The 14,045-nt window shown below is 74.0% G+C and carries 16 protein-coding genes and 1 pseudogene; 6 read left to right on the top strand and 11 right to left on the bottom strand.

All coding sequences use genetic code 11. The annotated features are described in order from the left end of the window. From LJ221_RS19290 to LJ221_RS19280, 3 genes are all read right to left on the bottom strand, one after another. A partial coding sequence (locus LJ221_RS19290) for an AAA family ATPase (protein ID WP_241717987.1) occupies positions 1-1,459 on the bottom strand: 1,459 nt, incomplete at its 3' end. Next, the gene (locus LJ221_RS19285) at positions 1,456-2,622 is read right to left on the bottom strand and encodes an exonuclease SbcCD subunit D (protein ID WP_241717986.1); all 1,167 of its coding nucleotides are present in this window, start codon (positions 2,620-2,622) and stop codon (positions 1,456-1,458) included. The genes LJ221_RS19285 and LJ221_RS19290, both read right to left, overlap by 4 nt. 150 nt (positions 2,623-2,772) lie before the next feature. Then, on the bottom strand, positions 2,773-3,399 hold the full coding sequence (locus LJ221_RS19280; protein WP_241717985.1) for a YigZ family protein: 627 nt from the start codon (positions 3,397-3,399) through the stop codon (positions 2,773-2,775). A 61-nt stretch (positions 3,400-3,460) separates the two neighbouring features. On the opposite strand from LJ221_RS19280, the gene LJ221_RS19275 reads away from it, so the two are divergent. Next, the gene (locus LJ221_RS19275; protein WP_241717984.1) at positions 3,461-3,868 is read left to right on the top strand and encodes a CoA-binding protein; all 408 of its coding nucleotides are present in this window, start codon (positions 3,461-3,463) and stop codon (positions 3,866-3,868) included. A 37-nt stretch (positions 3,869-3,905) separates the two neighbouring features. Here LJ221_RS19275 and LJ221_RS19270 read toward each other — a convergent pair whose 3' ends face one another. The 6 genes from LJ221_RS19270 to LJ221_RS19245 all read right to left on the bottom strand — a co-directional run bounded on the left by LJ221_RS19270 (position 3,906) and on the right by LJ221_RS19245 (position 7,938). Further along, positions 3,906-4,913 carry an NADP-dependent oxidoreductase gene (locus tag LJ221_RS19270; protein WP_241717983.1) on the bottom strand — a complete coding sequence of 336 codons (1,008 nt, stop codon included), beginning with the start codon at positions 4,911-4,913 and terminating at the stop codon, positions 3,906-3,908. A 103-nt stretch (positions 4,914-5,016) separates the two neighbouring features. After that, on the bottom strand, positions 5,017-5,265 hold the full coding sequence (locus LJ221_RS19265) for a WhiB family transcriptional regulator (protein ID WP_241717982.1): 249 nt from the start codon (positions 5,263-5,265) through the stop codon (positions 5,017-5,019). Between the two features lie 211 nt (positions 5,266-5,476). Next, positions 5,477-5,878, bottom strand: a complete 402-nt coding sequence (locus tag LJ221_RS19260; protein WP_241717981.1) for an SRPBCC family protein — start codon at positions 5,876-5,878, stop codon at positions 5,477-5,479. Between the two features lie 59 nt (positions 5,879-5,937). Beyond that, the gene (locus tag LJ221_RS19255; protein WP_241717980.1) at positions 5,938-6,309 is read right to left on the bottom strand and encodes a hypothetical protein; all 372 of its coding nucleotides are present in this window, start codon (positions 6,307-6,309) and stop codon (positions 5,938-5,940) included. A 28-nt stretch (positions 6,310-6,337) separates the two neighbouring features. Next, a complete protein-coding gene (locus LJ221_RS19250; protein WP_241717979.1) occupies positions 6,338-6,901 on the bottom strand; it encodes a YbaK/EbsC family protein in 564 nt (187 codons plus the stop codon). Between the two features lie 170 nt (positions 6,902-7,071). Beyond that, positions 7,072-7,938, bottom strand: a complete 867-nt coding sequence (locus LJ221_RS19245; RefSeq protein ID WP_241717978.1) for an acyltransferase — start codon at positions 7,936-7,938, stop codon at positions 7,072-7,074. Between the two features lie 145 nt (positions 7,939-8,083). On the opposite strand from LJ221_RS19245, the gene LJ221_RS19240 reads away from it, so the two are divergent. The 3 genes from LJ221_RS19240 (at position 8,084) to LJ221_RS19230 (ending at position 11,112) form a co-directional block, all read left to right on the top strand. Continuing rightward, on the top strand, positions 8,084-8,632 hold the full coding sequence (locus tag LJ221_RS19240; protein WP_241717977.1) for a gamma carbonic anhydrase family protein: 549 nt from the start codon (positions 8,084-8,086) through the stop codon (positions 8,630-8,632). A gap of 117 nt (positions 8,633-8,749) precedes the next feature. Further along, complete coding sequence (locus LJ221_RS19235) at positions 8,750-9,790, top strand: hypothetical protein (RefSeq protein ID WP_241717976.1); 1,041 nt, start codon at positions 8,750-8,752, stop codon at positions 9,788-9,790. A gap of 5 nt (positions 9,791-9,795) precedes the next feature. Then, the gene (locus LJ221_RS19230) at positions 9,796-11,112 is read left to right on the top strand and encodes an MFS transporter (protein ID WP_241717975.1); all 1,317 of its coding nucleotides are present in this window, start codon (positions 9,796-9,798) and stop codon (positions 11,110-11,112) included. Here the strand turns inward: LJ221_RS19230 and LJ221_RS19225 are convergent. Continuing rightward, entirely contained in the window at positions 11,052-11,945 is an 894-nt protein-coding gene (locus tag LJ221_RS19225) for a spermidine synthase (protein WP_241717974.1), read from the bottom strand. The two genes, LJ221_RS19230 and LJ221_RS19225, sit on opposite strands and share 61 nt — an antisense overlap. 128 nt (positions 11,946-12,073) lie before the next feature. Between LJ221_RS19225 and LJ221_RS19220 the strand changes: the two genes are divergently transcribed. After that, on the top strand, positions 12,074-12,886 hold the full coding sequence (locus tag LJ221_RS19220) for a TVP38/TMEM64 family protein (protein ID WP_241717973.1): 813 nt from the start codon (positions 12,074-12,076) through the stop codon (positions 12,884-12,886). A 52-nt stretch (positions 12,887-12,938) separates the two neighbouring features. After that, entirely contained in the window at positions 12,939-13,811 is an 873-nt protein-coding gene (locus tag LJ221_RS19215) for an undecaprenyl-diphosphate phosphatase (protein WP_241717972.1), read from the top strand. Between the two features lie 110 nt (positions 13,812-13,921). On the opposite strand, the pseudogene LJ221_RS19210 reads toward LJ221_RS19215, so the two are convergent. After that, positions 13,922-14,045 (bottom strand): annotated as a pseudogene (locus LJ221_RS19210) (IS5/IS1182 family transposase); the annotation flags it as partial.

Here is a 14,045-nt window from a genome sequence, read left to right as displayed (position 1 = left end):
AGTGTGGGGAGTTAGTGACCTCGGGTGCGGCGGTGGTAGTGGCAGCGGCGGGCTGTGGCCTGGTGGCGGCGTCCAGGGTGCGCCGCAGACCATCCAGCCGCCGGGCGAGCCGCTCGGCGCGGGGCGCGGCCTCCGCGGCGGCGTCCACGCTCCGCTGGTGGGCGGCGCGGGTGTCCTCCCATTCCCCCAGCCACTGCTCCGCCTCACGCAGCAGTTCCTCGTCCGAGTCCGACTCCCTCTCCAGGGAGGCGAGTTCGGTGTCGAGGCGGTCGACGCGCTCCTCGGCGCGCCGGGCGGCCTCCAGTGTGCCCAGTTCCCAGCGGGTGGCGCGTTCCAGGTCCGCGAGGCGCCCGGCGGGGGCGTGGGCCGCCTCACCGGGCAGTTCGGCGCGGGCCCGCTCCTCGGCGTACGCGGCGCGGCGGCTCTCCCTCTCGGCCTCCTCCCGCAGAGCGAGGGCGGGGGCGACGGTGTCGGCGGCGCGGGCCCGCTCCAGCCGGGCTCGGTCGGCGTCGTGTTCACGCGCCCGTTCGGCGAGCGCCTCGGCACGCCGGCGGGCGTCCGCGTACCGCCGACGGCGCCGTTCCAGCTCGCGCGCCTCCTCCAGCCGCCGCCGGGCGTCGGCGTGGGCCAGTTCGGCCAGGCGCAGGGCCGAGGCCGCGGCGTCCAGCCGTTCACGGGCCAGGGACCGGGCGGGTGCGGCCCAACCCAGTACGGCGTCGGCCAGACCGGGGTCGCCGGGCGAGAGTTCGGCGAAGGGACCACCGTCCGGCCCGGCTGCGTCTCCCGCCGCCTGCCACATGCGGTGGGCCAGGGCCAGCAGCCGCTCGTCGCCGTCGCGCACCCGGCGCTGCGCGGCGGTGCGCGACTCGGCCAGGTACTCTTCGACGGCGGCGAAGCGGCGGGTGTCGAAGAGACGGCCCAGCAGTTTCGCGCGCTCCTCCGCGCCGGCCCGCAGGAAGCGCGCGAAGTCGCCCTGCGGCAGCAGCACCACCTGGCAGAACTGCTCACGGCTCATGCCCAGCAGCTGGGCCAGTTCCTCGCCGATCTCCTGGTGGGAACGGCTGAGCGCCTTCCAGGCGCCGGCCGCGGCGTCGTACTCGCGCAGCCAGGACTGGGCCTTGTCGGTGGTCATGCCGGTGCCGCGCTTCTTGGGGCGCCGCTGCTCGGGCTGCCGGGTGACCTCCAGCCGCCGCCCGCCGACGGTCAGCTCCAGGACCACCTCGGTACGGGTGCCGTGGTCGGCGTGGTCGCTGCGCAGCCTGCTGGGACCGGAGGCCTGGCGGGCGCCGGGCACTCCGCCGTACAGGGCGTAGCAGACGGCGTCCAGTACGGAGGTCTTGCCCGCGCCGGTGGGCCCGTGCAGCAGGAACAGCCCGGCCGAGGACAGCTCGTCGAAGTCCACCTCCTGGGTGTCGCCGAAGGGCCCGAAGGCGGTGACGGCGAGCCGGTGCAGTCTCATCGGGGCGCCTCCGTGCGGGCCGCCTCGGCGTGCACGGCGTCCAGAGCGGCGCCCAGCAGGGCCCGTTCGCCCTCGTCGGGTGCCGCTCCGCCGCGGACGTGGGCGACGAAGTCCTCGGCGATCTCCCGGTCGGTGCGGTCGCGCAGCCGGCTCCCGTAGGAGGCGAAGGGGTCGCGCTCCGCTCGCTCGGGGTCGAAGACGAGGGTCAGGACGTGGGGGAAGCGTGCGGCGAGCCGGGCCATCGGCTCGCGCGGGCGGACGGGGTCGGTGAGGGTGGCCTCGACCCAGGCGTGTTCGTGGCGCTCCAGCGCGGGGTCGGCCAGCAGTTCCTCCAGTTCCCCGCGGACGCGCGCCAGCGGGCGCGGCACCGGGCAGTCGATCCGCTCGGCCGTCACCTCGCCGCGCGGCCCGAGGTCCACCAGCCACACCGACTTGCGGTGGTGGGTCTCGGAGAAGGAATAGGCCAGCGGCGAACCGGAGTAGCGGATCCACTCGGCGAGGGTCTGGCAGCCGTGGAGGTGGCCCAGCGCCGCGTAGTCCACGCCCCCGAAGACGGAGGCCGGGACGGAGGCGACGCCGCCGACGGTGATGTCGCGCTCGCTGTCGGACGGCTCGCCTCCGGTGACGAAGGCGTGGGCGAGGACGACCGAGCGGGTCGCGGCGGGGCGGGCGGCCAGATCGGCGCGCACCCGGTCCATGGCGGCGCCCAGCACCGCCGCGTGCCCGGCGCGCTCCACCCCGAAGTGGTCCTTGACCAGGGCCGGTTCCAGATAGGGCAGGCCGTAGAACGCCACCTCGCCGTGGGTGTCGGACAGCAGGACGGGGGTGGCGCAGCCGGCGGGGTCGGTGCGCAGGTGGACTCCCGCCCGTCCGATGAGCCCGGCGCCCACCCCCAGTCGGCGCGCCGAGTCGTGGTTGCCGGAGATCATGACCGTCGGCACTCCGAGGTCCGCCAGGCGGTGCAGGGTGTCGTCGAAGAGTTCCACGGCGGCCAGCGGCGGCACCGCCCGGTCGTAGACGTCTCCGGCGACGAGGACCGCGTCCACACGTTCGGTGCGCACCACCTCCACCAGGTGGTCGACGAACGCCTCCTGGGCGGACAGCAGGCTCACCCGGTGGAAGCTCCGGCCCAGGTGCCAGTCGGAGGTGTGCAGCAGTCTCAAGATCCGGCTCCGCCCCGCAACGCCTGTCCCTCTCCCCGCCCGTCGGCCGCCCTCCGGATTGTTGCATGATCCGCTCGGGTGAATCTCACGGACGGAGGTATCGGGGCGCTCGGCGGCCGGAGGTCACCCGCCGGTGCCCGGTCGCGCCTTCTACCCGGTCCCGTACGCCTCGCCGCCCAACTCCAGCCGGGCGGTGCCCGCGGTGGCGTCGGCGAGCCAGGAGCGGAAGGCCTCGACCTCGGCCTCGGGAAGCCCCACCTCGATGGCGACCTCGGTGCCGTAGTGCACACCCCGCACGTCCCTGCCGCCGGTGCGCAGGTCGTTCTCGACCCGGCCCGCCCGCTGGTGGTCCACCGTGACCGTGGTCAGCCGCATCCGCCGCCGGGTGACGGTCCCCAGCGCGTCGAGGGCCTCGCCGACCGCGCCGCCGTAGGCCCGGATCAGCCCGCCGGCGCCCAGCTTCACCCCGCCGAAGTAGCGGGTGACCACCGCGACGGTGTAGCGGATGTCGCGGCGCAGCAGCATCTGGAGCATGGGCACCCCGGCCGTGCCGCCGGGCTCCCCGTCGTCGCTCGCCTTCTGTACACCGGCGTCGGCGCCGATGACGTAGGCCCAGCAGTTGTGGGTGGCGTCCGCATGCCGCTCACGGATCCGGGCGACGAACGCCCGCGCCTCCTCCTCGGTGGCGGCGGGGGCGAGCGCGCAGATGAAACGCGACCTGTTCACCTCGGTCTCGTGCACACCCTCGCCCGCGACCGTCACATACTGCTCCCGCATTCCGCCCACCCTACGGTCCGCCGAGGGGAATGCCCCGGCCGGGCCGCTGGTTGGCAGGGGCATGTACGGAGATTCGCAGACAGTCCGCAGGATCCTGACCGAGAGCGGCGACACCTGGGCGGTGGTCGGCCTGTCGTCCAACCGCAGCCGCGCGGCCTGGGGCGTGGCCGCCACGCTCCAGCGGTTCGGCAAGCGCGTCGTGCCCGTCCATCCCAAGGCGGAGACGGTGCACGGCGAGCAGGGCTACGCCTCTCTGGCCGAGGTCCCTTTCCCTGTCGATGTCGTGGACGTGTTCGTCAACTCCGCGCTGGCCGGCGGCGTCGCGGACGAGGCGGTGGCGGCCGGGGCGAAGGCCGTCTGGTTCCAGCTCGGCGTGGTCGACGAGGCGGCCTACGAGCGGACCCGCGCGGCGGGCCTGGAGATGGTGATGGACCGCTGCCCGGCCATCGAGATCCCGCGCCTGGGCTGAACGCCCTCCCCGGGGCGCGTCCCGCCCGGGGGCGGGGTCAGGCCAGTTCGAGCACCAGCTTGCCGACGTTCTCCCCCCGGAAGAGCATCCGCAGCGTCTCGGGGAAGTCGTCGACGGTGCCCCTGACCACGTGTTCCTTGACCTTGACACGGCCCTCGCCGATCCAGCCGGCGATCTCCTGCGCGGCCTGCCCGTAGCGCTTGGCGTAGTCGAGGACCACGAAGCCCTCCATCCGGGCCCGGCGGACCAGCAGGGACAGGTAGTTGGACGGGCCCTTGACCGGGGTGGCGTTGTTGTACTGGCTGATCGCGCCGCAGATCACCACGCGCGCGTGCATCGCCAGCCGGGTGAGGGCGGCGTCCAGGATGTCGCCTCCGACGTTGTCGAAGTAGACGTCGATACCGTCCGGCGCGTGCTCGCGCAGCGCCTTGCGCACATCCTCGGCCCGGTAGTCGATCGCCGCGTCGAAGCCCAGCTCGTCGGTGAGCATGGCGCACTTGCGCGGTCCTCCGGCGATGCCCACGACCCGGCAGCCCTTCGCCCTGGCGATCTGCCCGGCGATGGTGCCCACCGCGCCCGCGGCTCCGGAAACCACCACGGTCTCACCGTCCTCGAGCGCCCCGACGTCCAGCAGGCCGAAGTACGCCGTCATGCCGGGCATGCCGAGCGCGCCCAGGTACGTCGAGGGCGGGGCGAGCGCGGTGTCGATCCTCATCGCGCCCCTGCCGTCGGAGATCACGTGCTCCTGGACGCCGAACGTGCCCACCACGTGGTCACCGGGCCGGAAGTCGGGGTGGTTCGACGCGGTGACCTCGATGACCGACCCCGCCCGCATGACCTCGCCGATGCCGACGGGCGGCAGGTAGGAGGGGCGGTCGTCGAGCCAGCCCCGCATGGCGGGGTCCAGCGAGATGACGCGGGTGCGGCCCGCGAAGCGGCCCGGTCCGGGGTCCTCCACGGGCACCGAACGGTGCTCCCAGTCCCCGGGCTTCACCTCTCCGGTGGGACGGGCCGCCAGGCGGATCTGGCGATTGGTCGCTGGCATGGGGCCTCCTGCTCGATCAAGATTCCCTGCACCATACCGACCAGTAGGTACGAAGTCGATGTGATATGCGACACCCTTACTCTCATCGGAGCGGCCCGGACTGTCAGCCCTCGGGCAGCCGGCCTGCGAAGCCGCGTCTGATCAGCCGTCGTTCGGCCGCGGTGGTGCCGCCCCACACCCCCTCGGTCTCGCCGCTCCTGACTGCCCAGTCCCGGCACTGGGGCATGACGGGGCAGCCGAGGCAGACGGCCCGCGCCCGCGCCGTCTGCTGCCGCGCCAGGCCGCCGTCACCGATGGGGAAGAACAGTTCGGGATCCTCACCGCGGCACGCCGCGGACTCACGCCAGCCCATGTCAGCGCAGCGCCGGACGCGGGCGGGACCGCGGCCGGAAAACCGCCCGGCTCGCAAGGAAGGGGAAGAAGTCGACAACGCTCACCGGAACCTCCGAGGAATCGGGGCGGCCCGCGGACGGGCGGCCCGCACACTCCCGCGGCGCGCTGGTGCGCCGCGGGGCCCGGCAGGGGCGTTGATATCCAAATATAAAGGAATGTTCCGGTAGTGGTCATGCACCGGAGCCGGCCCTCACCAGGCGGTGCAGGGCGAGCCGGGCCGGGCCCGCGTAGAGGACGAGCGCCGGCAGCGGCCCCTCCATGCGCAGCTCGGTACCGGTCCGCCCGTCGGGCAGGACGACGACGACATGGTGCAGACGCATCCGCACGGGACCGGCCTTCACCCGCCAGGTCCACCGCCGCCGCGCCTCGTGGACCTCCTCGACCGTGAAGGCGACCGGTGTTCCCGGCAACGGGAACACCTCACCCTCCATCCCGGGTTCGATGCGGTCGCCGCGCACACGCACGGACCGGATCTGCGGCGACCAGACGGGCCACAGCTCCGGCCGTGCGTAGCGTTCCCACACCTCGTCGGCCGGGACCCGCCCGGTCGCCCGCAGGATCATCCGTGCCATGCCGGTCACACCTCGTCACGGGGGAGCGGCCGGACGCGGCACGTGCCGGGGCGTTCCCCTCATCCGTCGGAGTAACTGAGTTCCCCCAGGGTCCAACCGCTCACCTCACCGATGGCGACGCGGTACATGCCGCCGGTGTCGGGGAGGCCGTAGCTTCCCTGGAGGATGCGCGCGACGTGCAGGTGCAGGTGGGTGGGCCTGCCGCCGCCGTGCCGGCCGTCCTCCCCGGACGACCCGAACAGTTCGGCGAACGGCTTCAGGCGCTCGGAGTCCCGTAGGACTTCGGCGACCCGCGCCTTCCAGACGGCCTCGGGCGCCAGCCTGCCGGTGATGACCGCGCCAGGGACCACCACGGTGAGGGGCATCTGATTGCTCCGCTCGGACTCCACCTTCTCGGCGATGGAGACGAGCAGGTCATCGTGGTTCGACATGCGGGCAGAGTAGCGCCCGCACCGCTGGTCAGTCGCCGGGGCGGGCGGTCTGGAGGCCCAGACCACCGAGCACCCGGGCGCCGGGCAGGCCTGCCAGGACCTCACCGGGCACCAGCAGTTTGCCGCGGCGGCGGCCGGAACCCACGACCGTGTACGGGGTGTCGGCGACCGCCGCGTCCACCAGCAGGGGCCAGCCCGGGGGCAGCCCGATCGGGGTGATACCGCCGTACTCCATGCCGGACTCGCCGACGGCCGTCCCCATTGGCGCGAACGAGGCCTTGCGGGCTCCCAGTTCGCGCCGGACGGTGCGGTTGACATCGACGCGGGTGCGGGCGAGCACCACGCAGGCGGCCAGGGTGGTCTCCTGGCCGCGGCGGGCCGCGACGACCACGCAGTTGGCGGAGTGCTCGGGCGGAACGCCGTGGACCTCGCAGAAGCGGGCGGTGTCGGCGTCGTCCGGATCACTGTCGACGTAGACGACCCCGTCGGTCGGCACGGGGCCACGCAGCGCGGCGGCGACCGGCGGGGCCAGCAGACCGAGCTTGTCGGTGACCGGCCAGGCGTCGGTGAAGTTCCCGATGGGGGCGCGCATGGCGTGCACAGTAGCGTGCCGCGCGGACGTCCTCCACGCGGGGCGGGCCCGGGTGCGGTGCGAGTTGCGCGACGGGGGTCAGAACCAGTGGTTGCGGGCCACGTACAGCAGTAGTGCCAGGCCGTGCAGGGCGACGGCGAGGAGCAGCAGCAGGCGCAGGGTCCGGTTGCTCAAGGCGTACGCATCCCCTCGGTGCCTCCTGTCCGGCCGGTGGACGGTGCCGGGAGCGGCGTGCGGCCGGCCGCCCCGTCCAGTGTGCCCGCTTCCGCTCCGGCAGGCCCCGTCCCGGAGGTCCCCGGCCCGGGAATCCCGGGGCCGGCCAGTGCCGCCAGCTGCCCGGGGGTGACGCCCTCGGGCACCGGCACCGGCCGCGGGGTCCGCAGCGGGGGCAGCCAGCCCTCCCGCGGGTCCCATCGCCGTACGATCCTGGCGGGCGCGCCCGCGACCACGGCGTGGTCGGGCACCTCGCCGCGGACGACCGAACCGGCCGCCACCACCGTGTTCCGCCCCAGCCGCGCGCCCGGCAGTACCACCGCCCCCGTGCCCAGCCAGCTGCCCGCTCCGATCTCCACCGGCGCCGAGCGCGGCCACTGCCCGCCGATCGGCTGATGGGGGTCGTCGTAGGAGTGGTTGGTGGAGGTGATGTAGACGTACGGGCCACAGAAGACGTCGTTCCCGATCGTCACGCCCGCCCCGGCCCCGTCGGCGACCACATGGCTGCCCCGGCCCAGGACCACTCCGTCGCCCAGCCTCAGCACCGTGTCCGGCCCGAGGTCGAGGTCCGGCATCATCCCGGCGGTCAGCGTGACCTCGGCGCCGACGACGCAGCACGCGCCCAGCTCGATCCACTCGGTGCCGAACAGCGTGCCCTGCGGGAAGGTCAGCCGGGTGCCCTCCCCGATACCGCGGAACGCGTACGGTCCGGGGCGCTCGGCCGAGACCGCGCCAGCCCGCTGCGCGTGGCACCACAGCCCGTGCACGGCGCGGGAGGCCGCACGGGACAGCAGAGAGGAGAACACGTTCCTGTTCTTGCGCACCCGATCACGGTAGACGTCCGGACCGGCGTCGCACCGCCCGCCATGCTGTGATTCCCGCCGCACCCATCCCTTACGGTTCCGTTGGAGAAGACGACCGGCACACGGCCGTGCGCGGCACGGCGGGCGGAAGCGGAAGAGAGCGCGGATGGAACGGCGGGCGATGGTCGCGGGCGTGGTGGGCAGGGAGCCCGAGGTCGATCCGGAGGCGTACGTCGCCCCGACGGCCGTGGTGGTCGGCCAGGTGTCGCTGGGGGCCGGCGCGAGCGTCTGGTACAACGCGGTGCTGCGCGGCGACTGCGACGCGATCACCGTCGGCACGGACAGCAACGTGCAGGACAACTGCACCGTCCACGCCGACCCGGGTTTCCCCGTCGTCGTGGGCGAGCGCGTCTCGGTGGGGCACAACGCGGTGCTGCACGGCTGCACGATCGGGGACGAGGTCCTGGTCGGAATGGGCGCGACGGTGCTCAACGGGGCCCGGGTGGGCGCCGGTTCACTGGTGGCGGCCCACGCCCTGGTCCCGCAGGGCATGGAGGTCCCGCCCGGCTCCCTGGTCGCCGGGGTGCCCGCCCGCGTCAGGCGGGAGCTGACCGAGGAGGAGCGCGAGGGCGTCCGCGTCAACGCCGCGGCGTACCGGGGGCTGGCCGGCGCGCACCGGGAGACGCTGGTCGTCCTGGAGGGAGGCGAGGGCTGAGGCCGAGGTCACAGCGGACACCCGGCACCCTGGCACGCCGGGGTGCCGCGTACCGGGTTCGTACCGAAGCGGGGGCAGGCGTGGTCCGGCCGCGGGGGCCGTCCTAGTGTTCTCGCCATGTGGCCAGGACAGCAGCCGCCCGGGGGCGAGCAGAACTCGCGGGACCCGCATCATCAGCAGTCCAACCCGTACCAAACGCCGGGGTACCAGGCTCCGAACTCCTACCGGACGCCGGGATACCGGGCGCCCAGCCCCTACCGGGACCCGGGCCACCGGGGGCAGCCCGCCGGCCAGTGGGGGCAGCCGGGCACACCCGGCGCACCGCGGCCGCCGCAGGGCGGCGGGAAGAGCCGGAACGCGGCGATCGCCATCGTCGCGGCCGTCGCGGTGATCGCCGCGGCCGTGGTGACGGGTGTCCTCGTCCTCTCCGACGACGAGGGGAAGAAGGCCGCGGGCCCCGGCAGCAGCGTCTCCCCGAGCCCCGGGCTCTCCACCGCCGAACCGAGTGAGGACGCCGGCGCCGAGCGGGACGACCCCACCAACCCGCGGGACGACGTCGCCCCGGAGAAGCCCGGCCCGGTGGTCCCCGGCTGGAAGGTCGTCACCAACGCCAGGCACCACAACGCCTTCGACGTGCCCGCCGACTGGGATATCGACTCGGAGCCGATGATCATCGGTCACGGGGAGAACAAGGAGGAGGGCGCCCCCTTCGCCATGCCGCGGGTCGCCTTCAGCGCACCGGCCCACCACGAGAAGGGGTGGTGCGAGGCCGGCGGCGACAAGTACACACGCGCCACCGTCGGCAGCAAGGGCGGCCAGGGCTCCCGCAGCACCGCCGAGGGCGCCGAGAACGCCGCGGAGAGCTTCGTCCACTTCGCGTACGGCGAGCACAAGGACACCGTCGAGCTGACGAAGGCGGAGAAGTTCTCCAACGAGCACGGCATCACCGGGCACATCGCGAGCGCCACGGCCACCGGTGTCAAGAAGGAGAACAAGTGCGACTCCGACGGCGGGGTCGTGACCGTCTCCTGGATCGACGGCAGCAACGACCTGCGCGTCTGGCTCCTGATCACTGACGCCGGGGGCGATGACGAGGTGCCCCGGGCCACCATCGACAAGATGACCGGCAGCCTGCGTCCGTACGCGGAGAAGGACTGAGCGGCATGGGGCCCGCGGGGAGCGGTGCGGGGCGGCGGCCGTCCCGCACCGCCCGGGCGGGCCGCAACTACACACTGCTGACGGCCGCCGCCGTGATCACCGGGCTGGGCAACTCCGGTGCGCTGATCGCGGCGGCGTTCGCCGTGCTCGCCTCGGGCGGCGACGGCACCGACGTGGGCCTGGTCGCCGCCGCCCGCACCGTCCCCCTGGTCCTGTTCCTGCTCGTCGGCGGCGCCGTCGCCGACCGGTTGCCGCGCCACCGGGTAATGGTGGCGGCCAACGCGCTCAACTGCGTCTCCCAGGGCGTCTTCGCCACGCTGGTGATCACCGGGAGCGCCGAGCTGTGGCAGATGGCGCTGCTGTCCGCGCTGGGCGGCACCGGCCATGCCTTCTTCGCCCCGGCCGCCGAGGGGATGGTGCTCGCCAGCGTCCGCGGTGAGCAGGCCGGGCGCGCCTTCGCCGTCTTCCGGATGGGGGTCAACGGCGCCTCCATCGGAGGCGCGGCGCTCGGCGGCGCGCTGATCGCCGCGGTCGGCCCCGGCTGGGTGCTGGCGGTCGACGCCGCCGCCTTCGCCGCCGCGGGAGCGCTGCGCGTCTTTCTCGATCTGCGCGGAATGCCCGAGCGCGCGCCGGGCGGCGGTCTGCTGGGCGATCTGCGCGAGGGCTGGCGGGAGGTGGTGGGACGTCCGTGGCTGTGGGCGGTCATCCTGCAGTTCGCGGTGGTCAACGCGGTGGTCGCGGCGGCCGAGGCGGTGTACGGGCCGCAGGTCGCCGAGGAGCACCTGGGCGGCGCCCGGCCGTGGGGGCTCGCGCTGGCCGCCTTCGGCGCGGGCACGGTGTGCGGCGGGGTGCTGATGACCCGCTGGCGGCCGCGCCGCATCCTGCTCGCCGGCACCCTGTGCGTCTTCCCCCTGGCGCTGCCCTCGGCGGCGCTGGCGGTGCCCCTGCCCGCGGCGGGTCTGGCGGCGGTGATGTTCATGACCGGGGTGGCCCTCGAGGTGTTCGGGGTGTCCTGGATGACGGCCCTGCACCAGGAGGTGCCCGAGGAGAAGTTCTCCCGGGTCTCGGCATACGACTGGCTGGGGTCGATAGCCCTGGTGCCCCTGGCCACGGCCGCGGCCGGCCCCGTCGAGTCGCTGGTGGGCCGGCCGGCGGCGCTGTGGGGCTGCTCGGTGCTGGTGGCGGCGCTGACGGCCGCGGTGCTGTGCGTGCCGCAGGTGCGCGGCCTGACCCGGCGGGACAAGGGGGCCGCGGCCGGCGGTCAGCCGACGGTGAAGGAGCCCTCCGGTGGCCTGGGCGAGGGCGTCGCCCCGCTCTCCTGAACCGGGTGCGCGTCCCCGGCCAGCCGCTCCAGCGCGCCCCCGTGCACCACTCGGGCCGGGAACGGATCGCCCGCCGCCAGCCGTGCCAGCCGCTCCACGGGCAGCCCGGTGCGGGAGGCGGCCAGCACGGTGTTGCCGAACCGGCGGCCGCGCAGCACGGCGGGCTCGGCGATCAGGCACACCCGGCCGGGGTCCTCGCCGAAGACGGTCCGGAGGCCGGCCACCTGGGAGCGGAGGAAGCCGAAGGGCGCGGTGTCGGCGAGGTTGGCGACGTAGACGCCGTCCGGCCGCAGGGCTCCGGCCGCGGCCCTGGCGTACGCCAGGGTGGTCAGGTGGGCCGGGATGCGGGAGCCCGCGAAGACATCGGCGACCAGTACGTCCACCGACTGCGGCGGCCTGTCCCGCAGTGCGGTGAGGGCGTCCTCGGCCCGTACCTCGATGCCGCCGCCGGGTGGCAGCGGCAGGTGCTCGGCGACCAGGCCGAGCAACGCCCGGTCGGCTTCCACGACCTCCTGGCGGGAGCCGGTGCGGGCGGCGGCGAGGTAGCGCGGCAGGGTCATGGCCCCGCCGCCCAGGTGGAGGGCGTCCAGCGGTGCGCCCGGGGCGGCGGCGCAGTCCAGGACGTGGGCGATCCGGCGCACGTACTCGAACTCCAGGTGCGCCGGATCGCCGAGGTCCACGTACGACTGGGGTGCGTCGTCGATGGTGAGCAGCCAGGCGCGCGGCCGGTCCGTGTCCGGCAGCAGCCGGGCGGTGCCCTGGTCCACGGCCCGGTGCACGGGTAGCGGCTCGCCCGCCGCCCGCTCGTCCATCGGCACGTCCGTCTCGTCCATCGCCCCATTGTCCCGGTGTCCCGGCCGCGGGATTCGGCGGGCGGGACACCGCCGGGGCACCGGTCGGTCGCGGACCTCACAGTGGGCAGACCGGGACGTATGTCACCCGCGTCGGTTACGCTCGCCCGGTGCCCGTCCCCGCTCCCCGGCCCGTCGGAGCCGCCGCCCGGTGCTCCGCGGTGCTGTTCTCCCCCTGGTCCCGCCTGTCCCTGCTCGCCGTGCTGCTGGCCGCCGCCGCCACGACGGTGGCCCTCCACGAGCCCCAGCGGCTGCTGGCCCAGGGGTGGCGTCCTCCTCTGACCGGAGCCGACGCGCTGGCGCTGTTCGCCCTCGCGTACGGTGTCGGCACCGCGGCCCTCGTGCCCAGACCGGTGCTGAACCTGGCTTCGGGCGCCCTCTTCGGCGCGGCCCTGGGCACCGCCGCGGCGGTGGCCGGGACGGTGCTGGGCGCCGGGCTGGCCTTCGGACTGGGCCGGCTGCTGGGGCAGGACGCCCTGCGCCCGCTGCTGCGCGGACGCTGGCTGGCCGCCGGGGACCGGCAGCTCAGCCGTCGCGGCTTCCGCTCGATGCTGCTGCTGCGAGTGCTGCCGGGGATCCCGTTCGTCGTCTCCAACTACGGCGCCTCCGTCAGCCGGATGCGGTGGCCGGCCTTCCTGTCGGCCACCGCGCTGGGCTGTGTGCCCAACACCGCCGCGTACGCCGTGGCGGGCAGTCGGGCCGCCGATCCGACCTCGCCCGCCTTCCTGGCCGCCTCCGCCTTCATCGCCGTCCCCGGACTGGCCGCGGCGGCCGTCGCCTGGCGCAGGCGCGCGCGGCTGCGCGGGTCCGAGGTACCCGCCGAGGCCGCGGAGGGGGCGCCGGGCCGGACGGTCACCGGGCCGGTACGCACGAACCCGCGACGTTCGCCCGCCGTTTCCCTCCCCGTTCCCGACCGGCCATAGCATCTGCCGGACCTGACCGATGATCACGAAATAGGGACGAGCACACCCCGACATGTCTTGGTTCGAAGCGTTCATCCTCGGGCTCGTCCAGGGGCTGACCGAGTTCCTTCCCATATCCTCCAGCGCCCATCTGCGGCTGACCGCGGTCTTCGCGGGATGGGAGGACCCCGGCGCGGCCTTCACGGCCGTCACCCAGATCGGCACCGAGGCCGCCGTGCTGATCTACTTCCGCAAGGACATCGCGCGGATCGTCTCCGCCTGGTTCCGCTCGCTGTACGACAAGGAGGCGCGCCGCGAGCACGACGCGAAACTGGGCTGGCTGGTGATCGTCGGTTCCATCCCGATCGGCGTTCTGGGACTGACCCTGAAGGACTACATCGAGGGGCCCTTCCGGGATCTGCGGCTGATCGCCACGACCCTGATCGTGCTCGGTATCGTCCTGGGTGTGGCCGACCGGCTCGCCGCCCGCGACGCCTCCGGCGGGCGCCACCGCGCCGTGCGCGAGCGCAAGTCGCTGGAAAGCCTGACCGTGCGTGACGGCCTGCTGTACGGCATGGCCCAGGCGATGGCACTGATCCCCGGCGTGTCCCGCTCGGGTGCGACGATCAGCGGCGGCCTGTTCATGGGCTACTCCCGCGAGGCCGCCGCCCGCTACTCCTTCCTGCTGGCCATCCCGGCCGTCCTCGCCTCCGGCCTGTTCGAGCTGACGGAGATCGGCGAGGGGCACGTCTCCTGGGCGCCGACGCTCTTCGCGACCGTGCTGTCCTTCCTCGTGGCCTACGCGGTCATCGCCTGGTTCATGAGGTTCATCTCCACCAGGAGCTTCATGCCGTTCGTGGTCTACCGGATACTGCTGGGCCTGCTGATCTTCGCCCTGGTCGCGGCCGGGGTGGTCTCCCCGCACGCGGGCGAATCCGGCGGCTGAAACCGGGCCGCACAGGTAGCGCTATCTGGCATTTCCTAGCGCCTGATTGCAGCACCATGCCATGATCATCTCCCACTTGTCTCCCACCTGGGAGGCGGGACGCACTCCCCCTAGGTTCTGTCTGACAAATGATCTTGTCTGGGTTCGCGGAGCCAGAGGACGAGTGCGGCGAGGTGGAGTCCGGCCCGGTAGCGGCTGGCGAGTTTGTCGAAGCGGGTCGCGATGGCCCGGAAC

It is taken from the genome of Streptomyces sp. CNQ085, assembly GCF_022614595.1.
GTDB lineage: Bacteria > Actinomycetota > Actinomycetes > Streptomycetales > Streptomycetaceae > Streptomyces.
Note: the sequence above shows the minus strand (reverse complement) of the source record. Positions and strands in the feature narration are given on the sequence as shown.

Bases quoted from the DNA above. Each gene is read 5' to 3' on its own strand.
- LJ221_RS19280 (WP_241717985.1), bottom strand. From the start codon at position 3,399: ATGCGGGAGCAGTATGTGACGGTCGCGGGCGAGGGTGTGCACGAGACC.
- LJ221_RS19275 (WP_241717984.1), top strand. From the start codon at position 3,461: ATGTACGGAGATTCGCAGACAGTCCGCAGGATCCTGACCGAGAGCGGC.
- LJ221_RS19270 (WP_241717983.1), bottom strand. From the start codon at position 4,913: ATGCCAGCGACCAATCGCCAGATCCGCCTGGCGGCCCGTCCCACCGGA.
- LJ221_RS19265 (WP_241717982.1), bottom strand. From the start codon at position 5,265: ATGGGCTGGCGTGAGTCCGCGGCGTGCCGCGGTGAGGATCCCGAACTG.
- LJ221_RS19260 (WP_241717981.1), bottom strand. From the start codon at position 5,878: ATGGCACGGATGATCCTGCGGGCGACCGGGCGGGTCCCGGCCGACGAG.
- LJ221_RS19255 (WP_241717980.1), bottom strand. From the start codon at position 6,309: ATGTCGAACCACGATGACCTGCTCGTCTCCATCGCCGAGAAGGTGGAG.
- LJ221_RS19250 (WP_241717979.1), bottom strand. From the start codon at position 6,901: ATGCGCGCCCCCATCGGGAACTTCACCGACGCCTGGCCGGTCACCGAC.
- LJ221_RS19240 (WP_241717977.1), top strand. From the start codon at position 8,084: ATGGAACGGCGGGCGATGGTCGCGGGCGTGGTGGGCAGGGAGCCCGAG.
- LJ221_RS19235 (WP_241717976.1), top strand. From the start codon at position 8,750: ATGTGGCCAGGACAGCAGCCGCCCGGGGGCGAGCAGAACTCGCGGGAC.
- LJ221_RS19230 (WP_241717975.1), top strand. From the start codon at position 9,796: ATGGGGCCCGCGGGGAGCGGTGCGGGGCGGCGGCCGTCCCGCACCGCC.
- LJ221_RS19225 (WP_241717974.1), bottom strand. From the start codon at position 11,945: ATGGACGAGACGGACGTGCCGATGGACGAGCGGGCGGCGGGCGAGCCG.
- LJ221_RS19215 (WP_241717972.1), top strand. From the start codon at position 12,939: ATGTCTTGGTTCGAAGCGTTCATCCTCGGGCTCGTCCAGGGGCTGACC.